Origin of the sequence: Parachlamydia acanthamoebae, from assembly GCF_000875975.1 — a bacterium.
Lineage (GTDB): Bacteria > Chlamydiota > Chlamydiia > Chlamydiales > Parachlamydiaceae > Parachlamydia > Parachlamydia acanthamoebae.
Genome location: NZ_BAWW01000008.1, coordinates 30,491 through 49,393, shown reverse-complemented (window position 1 = coordinate 49,393; position 18,903 = coordinate 30,491). Strand labels below are relative to the sequence as shown.

Genomic DNA, 18,903 nt, shown 5'->3' with positions numbered 1-18,903 from the left:
AGTTTTGGAGCCCATATTGATACAAAGACAACCCTTGTGTTAGGCAATATTACATATGAAAGTATCACAAGAAAATTGCATGAAATTAATCCTAAATAAATTTCCGGATTTTCTTCCTCTTTGGACTGCTTATAAAGCTGAGGAAGATGAATATTTTAAAACCTCTCTATGGGGGGAAATGAGTGAATTTTCTCTCTATATATGGACATTGCTTGGTGCTAAAACTTTGGATCCAGCACGGGTAAAAGAAATTTTCTGTTACATGGAAGAGCTTCTTGTGAATGGAGACGATGATGTGCAAAATGCCATATGCACCTGTTTTTTAGAGAACATTCTCAATGTAACTCCTGAACAAGTTGATCCTAAGCAATTTGTTTCCCATTTAGGTCCAGAATCGCGCAAGTATTGCCTTGCTTGGGATGCATTTACAGGGGTTAAAACGGAAGGTCTTGATAAGTTAGATGTCCATTAATGGGCTATTCCGTGTATAGTTCCTCCAAAAAATCTCTTATATCAGGATCCATTTCTGGATCTAAGTCATTAAACCACTCTCCTGTGGCTTCCCACCGCTCAAGATATTCTTTTTTATCTTGGTCTGTTAAGGACTTCCAGTGGGCTTGAAAAACAGTGTGCATATAAGATTCACCACCAAATCTCCAAAAAATATCTCCCGGTGGGATTCCTGGATAAACAATCCATGGAGGCCTGACTTCATTTGATGGATTTTCAAAATGATTTTTCATTAGTTTAACTTCTTGATTAGGATGAAAGCAGAGTCTTTTTGTGATAAGATATTAAGAGAGAGCAGGTAAGTGTGCAAGTTGTTTTTTTTATCCATTTGGATGGGGGCGGAGATTAGATAACATATGGCAAATCTTTGAAAATCAAAGAGGTCCTCTCATTTCATTTTTATTGAATTTTCTCCAACTTTCTATTTCTGATTAAAAAACGGTTACCTCTTTTCAATATTTGTTCTAAAGGGTAGACTTCTAAATAAAGAGAGTTGATGCGCACTTTAATCTTTTTTAACAGGAAAATCAAAGTAGAGGTTGCTTATGAATCGCAGCAAAGTGAAAATAGATGAATCAGTACAGCCATACAACATTACCGTAACAGGTCGACATGTCCTTGTAACTGAGGCAATGAAGAACTATGCGATCGAAAAAGTCTCTAAAATAGACCGTTTAAGCCATCGAATTATTGATGTGATAATTACAATGGATATTCAAAAACTTGAGCACCGCGTTGATATCGTTTTAAAAGTAGATCATATTAAGATTAAGAGTCATGCAGTTTGTGACGATATGTATGTATCTATTGATAAGGCGGTTGACAAGCTTGAACGGCAACTATTGAAATATAAAAGTCGAATTAGAGATCATCAAGCTAAAAAACTGACTGTTGTCGATATGAAAGTGAATGTTTATCAGGCACCAGGTCAAGAAGAATTGAGCGATGTTAACGAACAAATCGAAGATGAAAGTCAGCGTCGTCTAGAAGAAAATTATAAACCCCGTCATATTCTCTCTAGCGAAACAATTCCGTTAAAAATTTTGACGAATGAAGAAGCCATTATGAAAATGGAATTGTCCGGTGATGCATTTTTAATCTTCCGTTCAGAAAATGATATGAAATTAAAAGTCATTTATCGAAAAAGCGATCAAAATTACGGGATTATTGAACCGGAAGCTTAAGATTAATGGCATCGGAAAAAATTTATTGTCCTATTCGTCAAGAATGGGTTGCAGCTTTGCCTGAAGAATATGTCAGGCAGTCACTTATTACTAAAATGATTCGTCAATTAGGATTTCCTGTTGGATTGATGGGGGTTGAAAGAGAATTAAGTCTCATGCCCCATCTGTCTCAGGCGAAGACGATTCCCGATAGAAGAATAGACATTGTGTGTTTTGGGCAAGGCATCCATCCTGCGCATGCCTTGTATCCTCTACTAGTTATTGAGTGCAAGGCCGTGAATCTGAGCACAAAAGTTATCAACCAAGTCACTGGCTACAACCATTTTTTGGGAGCCTATTTCATTGCCGTAGCTAACCAACATGAGATTAAATTTGGTTGGCAGAATGCTTTGAAGAAAGAGTATGCCTTTATCGATTTTATTCCCACCTACCAAGATTTACTCAAGTCATGCCAAGGACTTCTCAATCCACCAAATAAATAACTCCGTCCTCAACATGAATGGGGATTTTGCGTGCATTTTCACCAGGCATATTTTCGCAGTAACCTGTTTGGATGTCAAATTGCCAACCATGCCATGGGCATGTGACGGCCCCATGTTCTATACAGCCTTCACCAAGCGGGCCCCCATATGTGGACACGCATTATCAAGGGCAAACACCTCACCATTTAATTTGAAAAGCGCAATTTGCAATCCTTCAGGTCCTTCTACGATGATGGATTTCCCCTCTGGTATGTCTGAAACCAAACCAAGTTTGGTGCAATCCTGATTAATGTTTTTTTTGATTGTCATAATAATGTAAAACTCATTTTAGGTATGTCTTTAAAATCATACCAATAATACGATTACGCTGCATTACCTTTGTTAAGTGAGTTAAAAACCATGATCACCTCCCACAATTCCTACTGAAGATTCTGTGAAATAGTAGGTTGTTGTATAAGGATTCGAGGATTGGACGGTTAGCCAGCCAATATGGTCTCCAAAAAAATCTTTTAAATCTACATGTTTGCTCAAGTCCAAAGTGAGAAATCCATTGGCAGGCAGATCGAGATGATAGACAAGTGTTTCGGGGTCCTTTTCGCGGAAAAACGTTAGAGTGAGCTTAGCGGTTTGCTCATATTCTACCTGAGGTGAAGAGTTCATGATCCACACGGTTGGGCGTGGTTGATCTGCCAGAAAGGGTAGCCATCTAAAAGTACTGGGTTTCCCTTCATATGCAGGATTAAAGGGTTGAAGATTCACGCAAATATTGCAAGGAAGTTGTTTTTGAGTTGAGCCAATATCCAATCCAATTTTTATACGTGAAGGAATAGGGTGATTAAGAATTTCATTTGCATATAGCCTAGCCGCTAGATTTTCTTGAGGCGCAATGTTTAATTCTTCGCATAAATCTTTAAGAGAAATTTTGATCAATTCAGAAGAGGGAGATAAAACTTCTGTGGTTGGATTTTTTGCACCCAACAAATGACCTTTTTCGTTATAAATCTCTATTCCGACAGAGAAGTGGGTAGGGGAATAAATCGGATAAAAATACACATTGGTAAAATGTTTGGTATCGGCACACACAGGAATCATCAAAGAGGCTGGGTGCCAACCGGATTTGGGAGTAAACCAATAGTCTGTTTTGGAGACTGCTTTTTCGCAATCATAATATGTATGTGTAATATTTAAAGCTTGAAAACGGTGGTTCCAATTTCCTGCAACCAATCTTGGAAAAGCCCAGTTCACCTTAAAATAAATTTTGGCTGTTCCAACATCCCCTTTTAAAAAATGCTTCAGATCGCACAATCGGGCTGGAAAGCAAAAAAAAGTTTGATAAGGAGCTAAAGAACCAAGTTCTAAGGTATGCGTTAATACTTCTTGGTCACGATTATAAAATTCCATAGTCACAGTGTTATTTTCGCAAGCTGCCGCCCCATTGATAAGGGTAAAAAAAGGCTCTTGATCATCTTTGGCGTAAATATTAAATCCGGATTCAGGGACAGCGGTTTGAGAATTATTGCGCAAGTCGTCAAAGTCGTTATATACCCTCTGGGCTGTATGCACGATTGTGCTAAATTGAGGGCCGTAGTAGTTGATATCAACCGCGGGATAGGGAAAAACAAGATTTTGGGTGGAAAAAAATTCAATTTCGAGGCTTCCCATAAAATCATCTGTAATGGATAAGCCTGCTAAAGCTAATTGATCGTGGAGCTCGATCCGATAGGTTTTGGACTCTGTAATGGACATCGTGGAGCGAGAAAGAACAGTCCCTTCTGTTGAACGTAATGTGATAACACAGGCGATTTCTTTAATATTTCGCTTCAGAATCCAATATCCCATAAACAAAATACGAGAAGATATTCCTTCAGCCTGAATGACTGGAAAAATTGCAGATGAGCGATAAACAGGCTTTGAGGGGATTGTGTTTTGAACGGCAGGTTTTGCCTGTTCGAGATGGGCATAATAGCTACGCATATGTTTATCTCCTTTCTTTAATTTTATTCTTTTTCCTTAGGAAATGCAAATATAGATCCCGCATTAAGAAATAAATTTAAGCAGGAAAATTGCAAAAAAATACATTTTCAACACAGCGTTATTTCACAGTCGCTGGCGATCGTGTTTGACTCCAAAGAAGAAGTAAAGTGCATTTGCTATCCTTGACCAACGTTTTCTTCTTTCTATCAAGGTGATGAATTCACTTTTAGATATACATCTCGTTATGCTTCTGCGTTTTAAAACATGGGCAATACATTCCATCTCTAAATTTTAAACCTTGATTAAGAATCTATCTTTCTTTTTAAAATAAGGATGTAATGCCTTTCTATAGAAAGGGTAAAATCAATAAAATTTAGGATTATTTATGCACGCATACGACGCTACTTCCTCCTCTACTGCCAATCCTTTAAAAGCCTTTTATCAAAGTGCTAAGAGGTTTTTTAGAAAGAATAATGATCGAATAGAAGAAGATACTCACTCAGTAAGTAAACGCTCTTTGGTTCCAAAAGAACAAGAAAATAAGCGTAAATATAGGACATCTAGTGCCATTTTTTTTGATAAAACTAACGAAACAGGTAATCCTGTTAAGGAAATCAGAGCGGTGAGTGTACGTTCGTTGAAACCAAAAAAAAATTCTCTCCAGAATCCTAGAGTCCATAGCACACCTTCTTTTGAGGAAGTCAGGAAGGAAAAAAATACTTTTTCAGGAGAAATAGAAACCGTTGAGAAAGACCTCTTGAATAACAGCGGTGCATTGCGAAATCGTAAATCGAAAGGTGTCAGAGTCGATTCTGATCAAGACAAGAAGGGCATAGAGCCTAGTCTAAAAGAAATGGAAATGGCTAGCGGGAAACCTTCTGGAAAGCGGATTCGCTCAGCAAGATTTAGTCATAGAACTTTGAGTGAATATTTCCCAGGAACCAAGAAAGAAGAAGAAACTCAACTAGATGGAGACGTTCGAACAGCTAGTGAAGGTGCTTTAGGGACGAGAAACCTGAGTCGAAAATTTAGAACATTGAGTGGCTATTTCCCGGGAATCAAAAAAGAAGTGGAATCTCAACAAGACGGAGAAACCCGAGCAGCTAGTGAAGGCGCTTTAAAGACCCGAATTCGATCAGCAAGATTGAGTCAAAGATTTAGAAGATCATTGAGTGGATATTTTCTTGAGGTCAAGAAAGAAGAAGAGGAGCCCCTTTTTTTTGAAGATGATAACTCAAGGAAAGAATATGAAATTTTTAAAACTTATGGATTGCAAGAAAAGCTCAAGTGTTTAGAAAAAATTTTTGATGAAGAAAAAAGCAAGCCAGCAAAATTGCGGTTCTTGTCTTCAAATTTTCGAGCTCAGTACGTCAACGTATCGATGGGACTATCGCCAAGAAATTCTCATGAAAAATTAAACGCCGCCTACAGAGAATTTCTCTTAAAAAAAGAGAACAATCGAAAGCCGCTTTAAAATAAAATACGCTCTTCTTCAAGCCCTGCTAGTTTGCTTGCCAATGTTTTCGTAGTTATGTATCCTCCGAGGGTTAACTATCGAAAATCCAATCAAATGAAAGCAGGGCTTGTTATGAGTATTGAAAGTAGTCTTCCAGATTTTTATTTCCATCTTAAAGAAAATAAACCTCTCCTATTCTCAGGAAAACGTTGGCAGGCTCCCCATGTTATTATCCGTTATTTATTACCCTTCTTAGTCGCTTCAAAAGCAAACATTGGCTTAAAGCTTTTGCATGCCATTGATCGATTCGAATTGCAAGGTAAGTGGAGACAACCGAAAGAGAAAACAATTAATGATATGCAGATGTATATTGAATGTGTTCAATTAGTCGTTAAACAACTTAATCGTTTGAATCCTAAAGAAAAAGAGCTTCGAGAGGAGCTTAAAATGCGTGTGGATATCTTGAAAGAACGCTTAGGGCAAGGAAAAAAAATTGATGAAACACGTGCGAATGCTTGGTACAAAAAATTAGAGGGAAGAGTTGAAGAATGGGCAAAAAATCGATGGAATACTCAAGAAAAAGATTTAACAGCCTCCCAAAAAGCACAAATTGAAAAGCTGAGACAGCATCCTTTATTAATGAAAAGGATTTTGCATTGCGATGCCCTATTTCAACGATTTGTGCACTGGAATTTAACTTATCAATGCGGTGGAGAAGACAGCATAGAAATTTTCCAAAGTCTTCCAGGATTAACGCATAAATTGATGAAAAGTGAACTCCATCGCCCTATTGGTTACCACGGAGGACTAAAACTTGAAAAAGATAAAACTGTATCGTTAAGGGCATTGCTTGAAAATCACAAAGGTAAATTGGAGCAAGGGAAAGTGAATCTCTTGTCGCCAAAAGAGAAATATCGATTTAAAAATGGGTATGAATGCTCAACAGCTGAGATTCTCAGAAATTTTTCAAAGTTTTATTGTCGCGGAAACATTCGTGAAACACATTTTGTTTACGAAGGTGATGGAATACAAAATTTCAATCCTTATCAGCATGGCAGCTGGAATCCTGAGAGCAAAGATTGGAAAAAAATTGACTTAACAGATGCTCATTATTACGAACATTTGCCAAAGTTTTACAAAAAATATGACAAGGAAGCGCTTGAAGAGAACTATCATACGACGATAAAGGCTGGCGAATGGTTGGTCGTTTTAGAAGCAGGAAGAGATTCCAATAAAGTGGAACCAGGAAATTCGCATGCCTGGATTAAAATTTTTAAACCTACAGATGATGATCAAATGGAGCTTTTGATGGCTTTTAGCCAGGCAGCTAAAGCGAATACGAATTCAATTTTGAAACAATTAAAAATTTTTATGGGGACAGTGCTGGCTGGAATTTGTATGCATGAACCACGCATTTATGACCAAGAGCAGCAATTTGGGGGACAAGGATTCAGTATTCCAGAAGAAAAAGCGGATGTTTTATTAGATTCCGTTAGACAGATCTTGCAAAAGGCAGAAAAAGAGCAGCTCTATTATCAAGTTGTGGGAAATAATTGTTTCCAGTTTGCTGTTGACTTTACCCGAAATATAGTTGGAAAGAGCCATTTTCAAAAAAAATGTAAGGAGGAAGATCTTAAAATTTCAGCATTGGACTTTCCATTTAAAATTATTCAACCCGCGCAAGCATATCTGAAAGGTCAGTCCCGTCTAATTCAAAAATTTTTCTTGGATTTTTTTGCGTCGCTTTTCGGATGCCATCGTGTATTAGAAATACGAGCTGGAAATGAGGTGCAAAAAATTTCAGTCGCTTCTCATTCCACATTTGCAAAAAATGGGGAGGTTTATGCCCCTCATCGTTTCATCGAATTAAAGCAAGGTTCCTTTATTTGATTTTAACACTCTTATTCTGAGTGTGTTTGCAAATATAGAGGGGGTTTGATATGGTGAAATTAAATATTTTAATTAGCTTTTCACCCCCACAGCCGGCTTCCCATGAAAAAAGAAGATCCTTTAGACAAAATGCTCAGTCAATTTACCCAGCTATTGGAATTAATTGAGGAGACCAAAAATAAAAAAGTCGTTGATGATTTGCCTCCTGATCTTGAAGATCGATTAAAAAGACTTGAAGTCGGGATCAATCTCCTTAAAAAAATCAATGAACAGGCAATGAGAGAATCTGGTATTACTGAAGAAACTCTCTTAGAAATGCAAAATAATCCTCCTCCGCGACATTCAAAAGAAGGCATCACCCTTGAACGTGCTAAAAAACTGCGTGGAGTTGTGCAAGAGATTGAACAATCTTATAAAATAGCGTATCAAATTGCTAAGCGTCGTGAAGAAATTTATGGAAGGAAAAAAGGCGCTAAGAATATTGCAAAAAATCGCCAAAAAAAATTCAAACGTCTCGGTGGTGACAAAGACTGGGTTCCACTTTAACTAGAGGTATAGATCAATGACAACGCGTGATCCGATTTTTCAAAAAAACCTGGGAAGATGGGCAAAATTTTCTCCAGAAAAAGCAAAACGCTTAAAAGACTATACTCAACGCTCCATGTCGATTGTGGCTAATCCAAATCAAGAATTAAATGCACTTTTTCCCGTCGGGGAAAAAATGGTTCCTTTGCACTCTACGGAAGATGCCAAGAAAGAAGCCGCGGATTGGTTTAAGTCATTGGAATTAGAAGATGAGACGGTCTTATATGTCTATGGTGTTGGATTAGGCTATTACTATCAGGCCGCTCGCGAATGGCTAAGAAATAACGACCAACACTACCTTGTATTTTTTGAAGACAGTTTAGAGGTTTTGCATCGATTATTTGAAACAGACCTTGGAACCCAGTTATTGAGCGACAAGCAGGTCTTTTTATTTTATTTTGACAGAGTAGATGAAGAGGATGAAGAGATCGATAAGCTCTTTACCACGCTTTCATTTCTGGAATATAAAATTTCTGCCCTTGAAAGCTATGAAACCGTGCGAAAACCCATCTACCAACAACTTAGAGCTAAAATTCGGTACTACATCAATTTCAAAGAATGCAGCGCCATTGAGTATATGAATTTTGGGCAGTTTTTCTTTCGGAATTTTTATAAAAATATTTTGTCGTTGCCGGATTCGCACTTAGGAAATGGACTTTTTGATCAATTTAAGGGAGTCCCAGCCATTATTTGTGGAGCAGGCCCTTCTTTGGAAAAAAATGGGGATTTAATTGCCGGATTAAAAGATAAGGCTCTGATTCTTGCCGGAGGGACAGCCGTCAATACCTTGAATGCCAAAGGAATTTTGCCTCATTTTGGGGTACAAATCGATCCTAACTGGTATCAAATGACACGCCTCATTATGAACCAATGTTATGAAGTTCCTTTTTTCTATCGAAATCGTTTTTATCATAATGCGTTTAAACTCATTCATGGAGATCGCCTCTATATTACTGGTAGTGGCGGATATGAGATTGCCAATTGGTTTGAAAAGCATTTAGGCATCGATGAAACACAAAATGTTTCGGAAGGACACAATGTCGTCAACTTCAGCCTTGCCATTGCCACAGCTTTGGGCTGTAATCCTATTATTTTTGTGGGACTGGATTTGGCCTATACCGAAGATAAATCTTATGCAGGGGGTGTAATTAGCCATCCTTTACATGATCGTAAGCAGCACTTCCAGACAAAAAACAGTATGGATGAGCTTATGGTTCGAGACGATATCAATGGAGAGCCTGTTCATACTCTTTGGAAATGGATTGCAGAATCTGTGTGGTTTGCAAGATTTGGATTGAGTAATCCCAATCTTACGTTGATTAATGCCACAGAGGGTGGTATTGGCTTACCGGGGATTCCTAATAAGACTTTAAAAGAAGTTTCGGAAGAATACCTTCAAAATCAGTATGATCTCTCAAACTGGATTCAAGGGGAAATTCAAGAGCATCCGATGCCTCCAACGGTCACGCGTGAAAACATTGAAAAAGTTATTAATGAAATGCGTGACAGTTTAGAAAAATGTCTTTGGTATTGCCAGGCTTTAAGTTTGGAATTCAACAGTCAGGCTGAGAAAATCAAAAATAACGAAGAGGTTAATCTCGATTTTCAAGATGACAAAATGATCGCTAATTTGCAGGCTTTGAATGAAGAGCCTGGCTATATCCACTTACTCCGTGTATTTAGCGATATGTACTTGCAAGCTTTTACCAAAAAAATTGAGCTTATTCGAATTCAAAGTGCAGAGGATGAACGAAAAGCCAATTTAAAAAAGGCCGAGCTTAATACGATGCGCTACCAATTTTTAGCTGAAACGGCGCGCGTGAATCTTTCACTGATTAAAAAAACCTTTGAAAGAATCTTAAGAAATTCCTCAAGAGACATTAAGGAACCCGGAGAGCCAGCTTTAAGTAAAGATTTTTCTGGTGATGTCTATACTTTTGAGAAGGGAGTCATCAAGATCGTAGATTTGGAATTAAAGCTAAATATCGAAGAAAAATTACCTGATGGGAGCTATCAAACGCAGAAAGTGGAATATCCAAATGGCCAGGTAAAAAAAGAATGGACTTGGAGAAATCATCTTTTGGAAGGCCCTTCCTCTTTTTACAGTGAAACGGGCGCACTATTAGGTCGAGATTGGTATGTGAAGGGAAAAAAACAAGGGAAATCCAAATGGTTCTATGCCACAGGTGCTTTACATAGCATACAGCGTTTTAAAGATGGTTTAGAAGAAGGGACTCAGGAATACTTTTATCCGAATGGGCAACTCAAAACGCACTTAGATTACCGGCAAGGTAAGTTGCACGGCGATGTAAAGCTCTATTTCTCAAATGGTCAGCTTAAGCGAGAGCTGCATTATGAGAATGGTAAGCGCAATGGGGTCGAAAGAATGTGGGCTCCGGATGGAAAGCTTGAGATTGAAGCGCATTTTCAAAATGATCAACCTGTCGGAATTTCGCGTGAATGGCGTGAAGATGGTCAACTGTCCAAAGAATATGCCTATGATGAGAACTCCAAAAAGTTGTACGCCAAGCAGTGGGATAGCAAAGGAGTTGAAATCGCCTCGCAAAAAATCAATCGCATGGATTATTTCGACCAAGTTGCCATCCAAACAGATGTTCTTACGCAATCGTTAGATAATGTTTTACAGCAACTCAATCGCTTTGTTCCCATTGTCAGCCAAGACAAAACAGTTGGATTAAAAGATGAAAGTGCGAAAGATATTCAACACGATCTAGAAGTTGTTCAAAAAGAAATGGAGCATCTGAAGAAAGTCGGACAAGATATGCTGGCTGAATCAGGCATAAATGTGGAAGGAGAAAAGGAGCAAATTTGGAAAACACCTTCTTCTAAAAAGGAAGTTGAAAAAATGCTAGATGAAGCCACCTCGAGAATGGGTGAAGAGATGGGAGAGCTTATGCAGCTTCTTCATGAAACCACTTCTCTGATAGCACATAAATTTAAAGAAGCTGCAGAAAAGAAAGAAAAAGAAGACAAAAAGTAACCTTTTAGGAAGTCAATAACATCAATTGCGTTAAATGCAATTGATGTTATTGAGTGGATCTTTATGCAACTGACTCTTTTTGAAAAAAATCTCGCCCTCTTCGCCGATACCCATCCTGAGGAAGCTCTCAGACTTAAAGATCTATCTTTAGCAGAAATCGAATTACGCCCTACCTGGGCCGGAGAAAGCAATCTCTACAATCAGGAAAATCACTTTTTTTATCATTCCAAACAAAATGCAAAGTGGGAAGCCAAAAAATGGTTTGAGAGCTTGAATTTAGAAGGTGTTCAGGCTTTATTTGTTATTGGTGTAGGTTTGGGATACTATTACTTGCCTCTTATGGATTGGCTTAAAAGGGATCCTGCTCGATTCGTTATTTTCATAGAAGATGATTTACGCGTATTTGGAAGGTTGCTTGAAACTGAAATTGGCACAGCTATCTTGACTCATCCACAAGTTGTTTTAAAATACTTTGAGACACCTACTGAAAGGGGATGGGGAGCTTTTCGAAGCCGGTTTAATTGGGTTTTTGAGGCATTTGCTTCTGCGACAGTGACAATTTCTGGCCTAAAAGAATATGCCGAAAATCGGAGAGCATTTTGCTTAGAGGTTAGCAATCAAATTTTGATGAATCTTGCCGAAAAAAAAGAGTTTTTAGACTATTTTCGGTTGGAAACACAGAAACAAGTTTTCACTAACTTTTATTACAACGCGCCCTACGTCAGTGAAGTTGGATGGGCACATGCGCTATACGGGCAATTCAAAAATGTGCCTGCGATAATTTGTGGAGCTGGTCCTTCACTTTCTAAGCATTTTGAACGTTTAAAACAGATGCATGATCAGGCAATCATTTTTGGAGCTGGTTCTGCTTTAAACGCGCTCACAACAAATGGGATTACGGCTCATTTTGGAGCGGGAGTTGATCCAACGGAGATTCAAGAAAATCGCATGCGCACCAATCATGCTTTTGGCGTGCCTTTTTTTTATCGGATGCGTTTTAATGCAGGAGCTTTTCAAGAATTACCTGGCCCCGCTTTGTATGTGGCATCTGGTAGTGATTATTACAGTACAGATTGGTTTGAAAGGCAGTGGGGGATTCATTCCCCAAAACAAATCGAGGCAGGTACCAGCACAACTCATTTCTGCCTGAAAATTGCCGAAGCCTTAGGATGTAATCCGATTATTCTCGTAGGAATGGATTTAGCTTATACACAAGGTAAACAATATGCGGAGGGTGTTCTAGTGCACCCAAGTTCGGGAAACAAAGAACGAGAGCAAATTTCTCGACTCAAACAGGAACAATGGGTCAAGGTCAAAGGGATTAAGGAGTCAGAGGTAAATACGACCTGGAATTGGATTCAGGAGGCGGCACTCTATACCGAGTTTCTGTTAGAAAATCCAAAGATACAATTAATCAATGCTACAGAAGGGGGGATGTCCATTTGGCAGATTCCTAATGAAAGTTTTGCCGATGTTTATTCCAAGCGATTAACCAATCAGCTCAATTTAGAGGGCCGTATCCAAACTCTTGTTCAAAATAGCCTGAAACAGCCTATTGATATAGACAAAGTTCTTACTTCGCTGAAAATATGGTCAGAGTATTTAAGACAGGCCATTAATTGTTGTCAGGATATCTTAAGTATTTTAAATGCAATGCGAGATGCAGTACTTTTTCAGAAATCTTCTTGGGATGAATTGCACACTCAATTTGATGCATGTCTATTTCAGCTTAAAAACGAGCTTGTTTACAAGGAATTTTTCCATAAAATCGATGAGATTTTTACCAAACTTAGTTTGCGCGAAGAGTACCTTAACCAAAAGCGCGCAGATACTGAGAATAAAAAAGGAAAAAAACTCAAGTTTGTTCAGTTAAGAATCAAACGATATACATTTTTACTAGACCACCTCCAAATTCATCTGGAAGGCTGCTTAAAAGGGATAGAGTCTTTTTTAGATAATCAAAGGATCCTTCAAAAAAAAGAGCCCCATTCTTATACTTCCCAGCTGCATGATCATTCTCACTATGAGGTGAAAGAGGGGATTTTACGCCTGGAAGATCCTGAGCTTAATCTCTTCATTCATGAAATTTTTGAGGCAAAGGAAGTGGTTTTTTCAAAAGAGACCTGGAAAGATGTGTCATATTATCAAGGGGCTCTTTTGCATGGACCTTCGCGTATTTATGACTCTTCTGGAATACTTTTTAGCGAAACATGGTATGTGCATGGTGTGAAGCAAGGAAAAGCGAAAGATTATGACTTATCTGGACAACTTTGTCGACAAAGGGGCTATAAAAATGGGCTATTGCATGGTCTTCAACTTGAATTTTATCTTCCAGGCATATTGAAAAGCCAGCTTATGTATGTTGAGGGAAAGCTTGAAGGCGAGGCCTTGTTTTTTCACAACAATGGAAGATTGCGCAGAAGATCAGAATTTCAAAATGGAAAAGCCAATGGCATAGAACAGTATTGGGATGCAGCTGGAAAGCTCATCATTGAATCGACCTATCGCCAGGGGATCTCAACAGGTATGTCGCAGAGGTGGTATAGCAATGGACAATTAGCCCGTTTGGTTGTCTATGGAGATCAGGGAGAGCCTGTGGAAATAAAAGAATGGGATGAGAAGGGATACGTGAAAACATGACACAAATGATGGAAGCTCTTAGACGTTTTGCCGAAGATTGTGCACAGACACATTTCCAAAGGCTTCCACACGAAATCATCATTGAAAGAGCTGTCGATTTTGTGGAGAAAACGGAAGTTCAGCCACGAGTTTTTAGAATTAAAAATCTGCATAGCAATCTGCTTTTTGTGGTGAAGTTTTACCCATCCGAACGTTTTGATATCACGATGATTGAGCACTTAGCTGCGGCTGGAGGAATGCTGGGTCAATTGAAATTGCAAAAAAGCGTTATTAATTTACCTTTTGCTATCAGTCAATGTATCGAAGGTCAAACCATGTATTACCTCATCGCGTTTCCTGCTGCTGAAGGGCATTCTCTTTGGTTTTATCTTGAAAATGGGGATGCAGATATTTTACATGTAGCCATGCAAAAAATGGCCCTATCGCTTGCAGAGTTGCATTTAAAAGCGCTTAATGTTGCGGGAGAAATATCTTCCACATATGCATTGCAAGAGGAACATGCTTTGCGATTTTTTCAAAAAATGATGAAAAACTCTCCAGAAGTGCTTCCTTTAGACGTGGCGACCATTACAAAACGGTTCCATCAGTTACGTATAGAGATGTTAGCCTTTCCCTCTCCTACAGGATGGATTCATGGAGATGCGATGATTCACCACTTCTTTTATGCAATTGAAACGGATAAAATGACTCTCATTGATTTTGATCGTTTTATTTTTGCCATTCTCACGGATAAAAAAATGGGAGGGCCGATTGCTTATGATTATGCCTTTGTGATCAATTCCTTGTGGCAATTAGGCATTTATGCAGGAATTGATCAAAAAGTATTGCAGAGACTTGAGAAAGATTTTACAGGAACTTATCAAGCCCATATGGGAAATTTCTTTCCTTCCGAGCAATCAATCCGTTACTATTCCTTTATTTATTGTTTAAAAAAAGCCTGTTTAACCTCCAAACGACTGGCGCATTTTAGTCACGAAAATTCGACTTTTATTAAATTGAATCATATGCTCCAACATCTTGTGAATAAATTATGAATTTATATCAAAACATTGAACTCTGGTCTCAGACAGAGCCTCGTATTGCGCGCTTACTTGCCTATCAAGAGCCACAGAATGTGGAATTTTGTGAGTCTCAAAATGGACAGCTCAATTTAAAGAGAGGGGAGCTCCATTACCATTCACCTCTGAACCCTCTTGAAGAAGCTAAAGGATGGTTTTCAACAATCAATCAAAAAGATGTACGCGTATTGTATGTCTACGGTGTGGGTTTGGGCTATTATTATGAAGCTGCTAAAGAATGGCTTCATCTTGATCCGCATCGACATTTGGTTTTTCTTGAAGATGATCTAGAAGTTATTTATCGGCTTTTGGAAACAGAGGGAGGTACGGCTCTTCTTGAAGATCCACAAGTCACATTGCATTATTTTGAAGAATTAACAGAAAAGTCGGAAGTTTTGGATGCCCTCTATTGGAATTTTGTGCTGGCTAGATTGCAAGTTTCAGCTTTGTTGCTTTATCAAAATGCGCGCCAGGAAAAGTATATAGAATTGCATCACAAAATTGTCTATGATGCCACGGTCAAAGATGCTTTGGTTGAAGAATATCTTTTATATGGGGCAGGCTTTTTTAAGAATTTTTATCCAAACATGCTGATGCTTCCGGAATCTTATTATGGTAATTGTTTTTTCGGCAAATTCAATCAAGTACCCGCCATTATTTGCGGGGCAGGGCCTTCTTTAAAGCATTCTTTGGAAGCATTGAAAGGGCTTTCTGATCGTGCCTTGATTTTTGCTGGTGGATCGGCACTCAATGCGCTGGATGCTGCGGAAATTACTCCACATTTGGGTGCAGGGATTGATCCCAATGCTGAACAATATGAGCGGTTAAATCGACACCAAGGTTATGAAGTCCCTTTTTTCTACCGCAATCGTTTATTTTACGGAGCTTTTCAGCAAATTCATGGTCCTCGGTTATACATCACAGGGTCGGGAGGCTATGATATTTCAGAATGGTTTGAAGAAAAATTTGGATTAGACACCACCTTTTTTGATGAAGGACATAATGTGGTCAATTTTTCTACTCAAATTGCACATGCCATGGGATGCAATCCCATCATCTTCGTTGGAATGGATTTAGCTTATACAGATCTACAAGCATATGCAGATGGAGTGTTAAAAGATGCCCAAGTGACTCCACAACAAATTGTCGAAACAGAAGATTTTGATAATGCCGCCTTTTTGAAAAAAGACATTTTTGGAAAACCCATTTACACGATGTGGAAATGGGTAGCGGAGTCTGATTGGATTGCAAGTTTTGCCGAAGAGCACCCCGAAACGGCCTTCTTTAATGCAACTGAAGGAGGACTTGGTTTTGAGGGCATTCAAAATCAGTCTTTGGCTTATATTGCAGAGAAGTATTTGAAAACAAGATATAATCTAAAAGATCGTATTTTTGGTGAAATTCAAAACAGTCAAATGCCTCAAGTCACAGAGCTGGCTGTGCGGGAGGCAATCGAGGAAATACAAACCAGTTTAAGAAATTGTGTGGAGCATTTAGACATATTAATTCAAGATGCCCAAGAACTAAGTGAAAAAATCGAGAAAGGGCATGAGGTTCCCCACCAGATGCAAAGCGGGCGAGCAGCCCTCGCCGAAACCGATTTGGCCGAAGAACCAGCTTATGAATATATTTTGGCTATTTTTAATGAGGTCTATTCTCGCATGCTCAATCATGAAGTGCGTTTGCTCAAGCTTTCCAAGGAGAACGAATGGAAGAAAAAGCAACAGGTTCTTCATATTTCAATGAAAAAACTTACGTTTTTGAAAGATGTGGCAAGCGCAAACCTAGAACTGATGTGCATGGGATTCAAAGAAGCGAATCGGAAGGCGGAATAATGGAGAACTATCAATTTAATGAAACGGAATTAGTAATTCAGGATTCTGAATTGCAGTTAGATATTAAAGTCGAATTTCGTCCTGTTTTAATTCCCAAGAATCCAGTTCCTGGACAATACGTGCAAACGCATACCATACAGATGGATCTCAGTGGTGGATTTTATTTGGAAAAAGACCAGGTGCGAGATGGACAAGCTCTTCTTTTATATCCTGACGGAAAAAGTAAGATGGAGTGTTACTATCTAAAGGGCTTTTTACATGGACCCTCAAGTTTTTTTTCTGAGACTGGTCAGCTTTTAGCAAAAAGTTGGTTTTATGAAGGAAAGCAAGAGGGTAAAAGTTTTTGGTATTATCCTTCAGGTCAACTTTACAGCATTCAGCGCTACCGAAGAGGGCAATGGCATTTGTTACAGGAATATTATTATGAGTCAGGAAAGCTGAAATCCAGCATTCATTATCAAAATGGTCATCTAGATGGGGAAGTGCGTCTTTACTTTTCTGATGGAACTTTGAAAAGGACAAGACAATTTTCTCAAGGAAAAAAACTTGATTAAATACATTAACAAATTGCCAAAGATTTTTTTATTGAAAGTTAATGAACTACTATGTTTTAATTAGTTCAAATTAATTTAGACCTATTTATTGGTTGGTGTCTCTTATGAAAAGCTTCTAATCGATTAGCAATCTATTGCTATTTTTATACTTGCAGTTTTAGCTGTTTTTTCATAAGAGGTTGAATTCAAAATATCTCACTTCTTATTTTTCTTAATCTTTAGAAATTCAAATGGACATTTTGAATATGACACACCAACATATCGTTTATTCCTCCGGAAATATAAAAGAAGTTTGGAAGACTTCTTTACCTCTCATGTTTTCGTGGCTTTCCGTAGTTTTAATGACCTTCGTTGATAGGCTTTACCTCGCCCATTATTCAACCGATGCGTTAAATAGTACGGTGACTTCTGGTACAATTGCGATGGCTTTTACTTATGGACTCCAAACCCTTTGTGAAATGGGTGGCGTTTTGGTCGCTCAATATAATGGAGCCCAACGCTACGACCAGATTGGAAAAGTCATTTGGCAGGTTCTTTGGATTACGCTTGGCTCCTTCGTCTTTTTCATTCCACTTTCCTTTTTTGGGGGGGATATTTTATTTGGCAATTCTAGTCAGGGGGCTCTTGAAAAAGAATACTTTTCTAAGCTTGTTTTATTCGGGCCTGCTCTAGGGTTGATTGGATCCATTTCTGGTTTTTATATTGGACGAGGATTTACCGCTGTCATCACGAAAGTTGTGATTGTAGGAAATATTTCCAATATCTTTTTAGACCCTTTATTTATTTTTGGATGGGGGGATTTTCAAGGAATGGGTGTCAAGGGAGCTGCTTTAGCGACAGGAATCAGCTGGATTGCCCAAGGTTTAATTTTATTGGGGTGTTTCTTAAGAGCAAGTAACCAAAAAATATTTAACGCTTTTGCTTGGAGAATCGATTTTAAACTTCTCTGGGACTGTATTAAAATCGGATTGCCCACAACATTATTTATCGTTCTTGAAATTGGCGGATGGGGTGTTTTTTATATCATGATGCGCGATGCAAGCCCAACACACATCCTCGTTGCAGGTATTTGCCAAAGCATTCTCATTTTATTTGTCTTTGTGGGGTGTGGGGTTCAAAAAGGGATTGCTTCGATTGCAGGTAATTTAATTGGGGCTAAAAAAACGGAACATTTAAATCAACTGATGCGATCTGGAGTATGCATCATTTCTGGTTATTTTTTGTTTACTTGTATTCCATTAATTTTATTTCCAGACTTCATTATTAGCTGCTTCTTACATAATCCTGAAAGTCTTGAAGGGGCAAGTCAATTGGCTGATTTAGAAAGCCTTAGGCCTTTACTCCGTTTTGGCTTGGTTTGCACATGCATTTATTTGTACCTCGAAGATTTACGCATGGTTTTTTCGGGTATCCTTTCCGGTGCTGGGGACACATTCTTTTTAATGGTATCAGGTGTTATTGCAGTTTGGTTGTTTTTATTGCTTCCTTCTTATGTGGGGATCGTACAAAACCACGTGTCTGTCGAGATGGCAATGGGAATTTGGGTTTTTTATAGTTTTACCGCTTTGCTTATTCCGTTATATCGTTTTTATTATGGGAATTGGAGAGAGCGCAAAGTGATAGAAGCTGCCTAGTGTTCTTTTAAAAGGTTGCTGGTTCTTTTTCTAGCGGCTTTTTTTCAATTCCCTAATAATAACTTGTTAGAGAATTATATCTATTTCATCATTAATGATT

General features: G+C 38.4%; 14 protein-coding genes and 1 pseudogene. 12 read left to right on the top strand and 3 right to left on the bottom strand.

Features of this window, described 5'->3' with window-relative positions; translation table 11 throughout:
* Positions 1 to 79: 79 nt before the first annotated feature.
* Positions 80 to 472 (top strand): DUF7674 family protein, encoded by a 393-nt coding sequence (locus tag AOM43_RS04215; RefSeq protein WP_226987390.1) that lies wholly within the window; start codon positions 80 to 82, stop codon positions 470 to 472.
* A 4-nt stretch (positions 473 to 476) separates the two neighbouring features.
* Here the strand turns inward: AOM43_RS04215 and AOM43_RS04210 are convergent, their stop codons facing one another.
* Complete coding sequence (locus tag AOM43_RS04210) at positions 477 to 743, bottom strand: hypothetical protein (RefSeq protein ID WP_006341029.1); 267 nt, start codon at positions 741 to 743, stop codon at positions 477 to 479.
* A gap of 312 nt (positions 744 to 1,055) precedes the next feature.
* On the opposite strand from AOM43_RS04210, the gene hpf reads away from it, so the two are divergent.
* Both hpf and AOM43_RS04200 read left to right on the top strand, forming a co-directional pair.
* On the top strand, positions 1,056 to 1,694 hold the full coding sequence (hpf, locus tag AOM43_RS04205) for a ribosome hibernation-promoting factor, HPF/YfiA family (protein ID WP_006341027.1): 639 nt from the start codon (positions 1,056 to 1,058) through the stop codon (positions 1,692 to 1,694).
* Between the two features lie 5 nt (positions 1,695 to 1,699).
* Positions 1,700 to 2,176 (top strand): type I restriction enzyme HsdR N-terminal domain-containing protein, encoded by a 477-nt coding sequence (locus tag AOM43_RS04200; protein WP_059359193.1) that lies wholly within the window; start codon positions 1,700 to 1,702, stop codon positions 2,174 to 2,176.
* Here AOM43_RS04200 and AOM43_RS04195 read toward each other — a convergent pair.
* Together AOM43_RS04195 and AOM43_RS04190 are read right to left on the bottom strand one after the other, a co-directional pair.
* A pseudogene (locus AOM43_RS04195) lies at positions 2,157 to 2,485 on the bottom strand (Rieske (2Fe-2S) protein). The gene AOM43_RS04200 and the pseudogene AOM43_RS04195 overlap by 20 nt on opposite strands.
* A gap of 81 nt (positions 2,486 to 2,566) precedes the next feature.
* Positions 2,567 to 4,150, bottom strand: coding sequence for a hypothetical protein (locus AOM43_RS04190; RefSeq protein WP_013925119.1), 1,584 nt, complete (start codon positions 4,148 to 4,150; stop codon positions 2,567 to 2,569).
* Positions 4,151 to 4,535: 385 nt separating this feature from the next.
* On the opposite strand from AOM43_RS04190, the gene AOM43_RS04185 reads away from it, so the two are divergent.
* The 9 genes from AOM43_RS04185 (at position 4,536) to AOM43_RS04145 (ending at position 18,803) form a co-directional block, all read left to right on the top strand.
* Positions 4,536 to 5,624 (top strand): hypothetical protein, encoded by a 1,089-nt coding sequence (locus AOM43_RS04185; protein ID WP_059359191.1) that lies wholly within the window; start codon positions 4,536 to 4,538, stop codon positions 5,622 to 5,624.
* 114 nt (positions 5,625 to 5,738) lie between these two features.
* Complete coding sequence (locus AOM43_RS04180; RefSeq protein WP_226987389.1) at positions 5,739 to 7,496, top strand: hypothetical protein; 1,758 nt, start codon at positions 5,739 to 5,741, stop codon at positions 7,494 to 7,496.
* A 102-nt stretch (positions 7,497 to 7,598) separates the two neighbouring features.
* A complete protein-coding gene (locus AOM43_RS04175; protein ID WP_006341021.1) occupies positions 7,599 to 8,042 on the top strand; it encodes a hypothetical protein in 444 nt (147 codons plus the stop codon).
* Between the two features lie 16 nt (positions 8,043 to 8,058).
* Positions 8,059 to 11,082 carry a 6-hydroxymethylpterin diphosphokinase MptE-like protein gene (locus tag AOM43_RS04170; RefSeq protein WP_013925116.1) on the top strand — a complete coding sequence of 1,008 codons (3,024 nt, stop codon included), beginning with the start codon at positions 8,059 to 8,061 and terminating at the stop codon, positions 11,080 to 11,082.
* A 63-nt stretch (positions 11,083 to 11,145) separates the two neighbouring features.
* Positions 11,146 to 13,722: a 6-hydroxymethylpterin diphosphokinase MptE-like protein gene (locus tag AOM43_RS04165; protein WP_059359187.1), complete on the top strand. Its 2,577-nt coding sequence runs from the start codon at positions 11,146 to 11,148 to the stop codon at positions 13,720 to 13,722.
* The gene (locus AOM43_RS04160) at positions 13,719 to 14,756 is read left to right on the top strand and encodes a phosphotransferase (protein WP_059359184.1); all 1,038 of its coding nucleotides are present in this window, start codon (positions 13,719 to 13,721) and stop codon (positions 14,754 to 14,756) included. The genes AOM43_RS04165 and AOM43_RS04160 overlap by 4 nt, the downstream gene beginning before the upstream one ends.
* Entirely contained in the window at positions 14,753 to 16,615 is a 1,863-nt protein-coding gene (locus AOM43_RS04155) for a motility associated factor glycosyltransferase family protein (RefSeq protein WP_059359182.1), read from the top strand. The genes AOM43_RS04160 and AOM43_RS04155 overlap by 4 nt, the downstream gene beginning before the upstream one ends.
* Positions 16,615 to 17,169, top strand: a complete 555-nt coding sequence (locus AOM43_RS04150) for a toxin-antitoxin system YwqK family antitoxin (RefSeq protein ID WP_013925115.1) — start codon at positions 16,615 to 16,617, stop codon at positions 17,167 to 17,169. Before AOM43_RS04155 ends, AOM43_RS04150 begins: the two co-directional genes overlap by 1 nt.
* Before the next feature lie 245 nt (positions 17,170 to 17,414).
* Complete coding sequence (locus AOM43_RS04145; protein ID WP_226987388.1) at positions 17,415 to 18,803, top strand: MATE family efflux transporter; 1,389 nt, start codon at positions 17,415 to 17,417, stop codon at positions 18,801 to 18,803.
* Positions 18,804 to 18,903 lie beyond the last annotated feature (100 nt).

What these genes read in the sequence shown, in the direction of transcription:
- AOM43_RS04215 (WP_226987390.1), top strand. Translation starts at nt 80, where the DNA reads ATGAAATTAATCCTAAATAAATTTCCGGATTTTCTTCCTCTTTGGACT.
- AOM43_RS04210 (WP_006341029.1), bottom strand. Translation starts at nt 743, where the DNA reads ATGAAAAATCATTTTGAAAATCCATCAAATGAAGTCAGGCCTCCATGG.
- hpf (WP_006341027.1), top strand. Translation starts at nt 1,056, where the DNA reads ATGAATCGCAGCAAAGTGAAAATAGATGAATCAGTACAGCCATACAAC.
- AOM43_RS04200 (WP_059359193.1), top strand. Translation starts at nt 1,700, where the DNA reads ATGGCATCGGAAAAAATTTATTGTCCTATTCGTCAAGAATGGGTTGCA.
- AOM43_RS04190 (WP_013925119.1), bottom strand. Translation starts at nt 4,150, where the DNA reads ATGCGTAGCTATTATGCCCATCTCGAACAGGCAAAACCTGCCGTTCAA.
- AOM43_RS04185 (WP_059359191.1), top strand. Translation starts at nt 4,536, where the DNA reads ATGCACGCATACGACGCTACTTCCTCCTCTACTGCCAATCCTTTAAAA.
- AOM43_RS04180 (WP_226987389.1), top strand. Translation starts at nt 5,739, where the DNA reads ATGAGTATTGAAAGTAGTCTTCCAGATTTTTATTTCCATCTTAAAGAA.
- AOM43_RS04175 (WP_006341021.1), top strand. Translation starts at nt 7,599, where the DNA reads ATGAAAAAAGAAGATCCTTTAGACAAAATGCTCAGTCAATTTACCCAG.
- AOM43_RS04170 (WP_013925116.1), top strand. Translation starts at nt 8,059, where the DNA reads ATGACAACGCGTGATCCGATTTTTCAAAAAAACCTGGGAAGATGGGCA.
- AOM43_RS04165 (WP_059359187.1), top strand. Translation starts at nt 11,146, where the DNA reads ATGCAACTGACTCTTTTTGAAAAAAATCTCGCCCTCTTCGCCGATACC.
- AOM43_RS04160 (WP_059359184.1), top strand. Translation starts at nt 13,719, where the DNA reads ATGACACAAATGATGGAAGCTCTTAGACGTTTTGCCGAAGATTGTGCA.
- AOM43_RS04155 (WP_059359182.1), top strand. Translation starts at nt 14,753, where the DNA reads ATGAATTTATATCAAAACATTGAACTCTGGTCTCAGACAGAGCCTCGT.
- AOM43_RS04150 (WP_013925115.1), top strand. Translation starts at nt 16,615, where the DNA reads ATGGAGAACTATCAATTTAATGAAACGGAATTAGTAATTCAGGATTCT.
- AOM43_RS04145 (WP_226987388.1), top strand. Translation starts at nt 17,415, where the DNA reads ATGACACACCAACATATCGTTTATTCCTCCGGAAATATAAAAGAAGTT.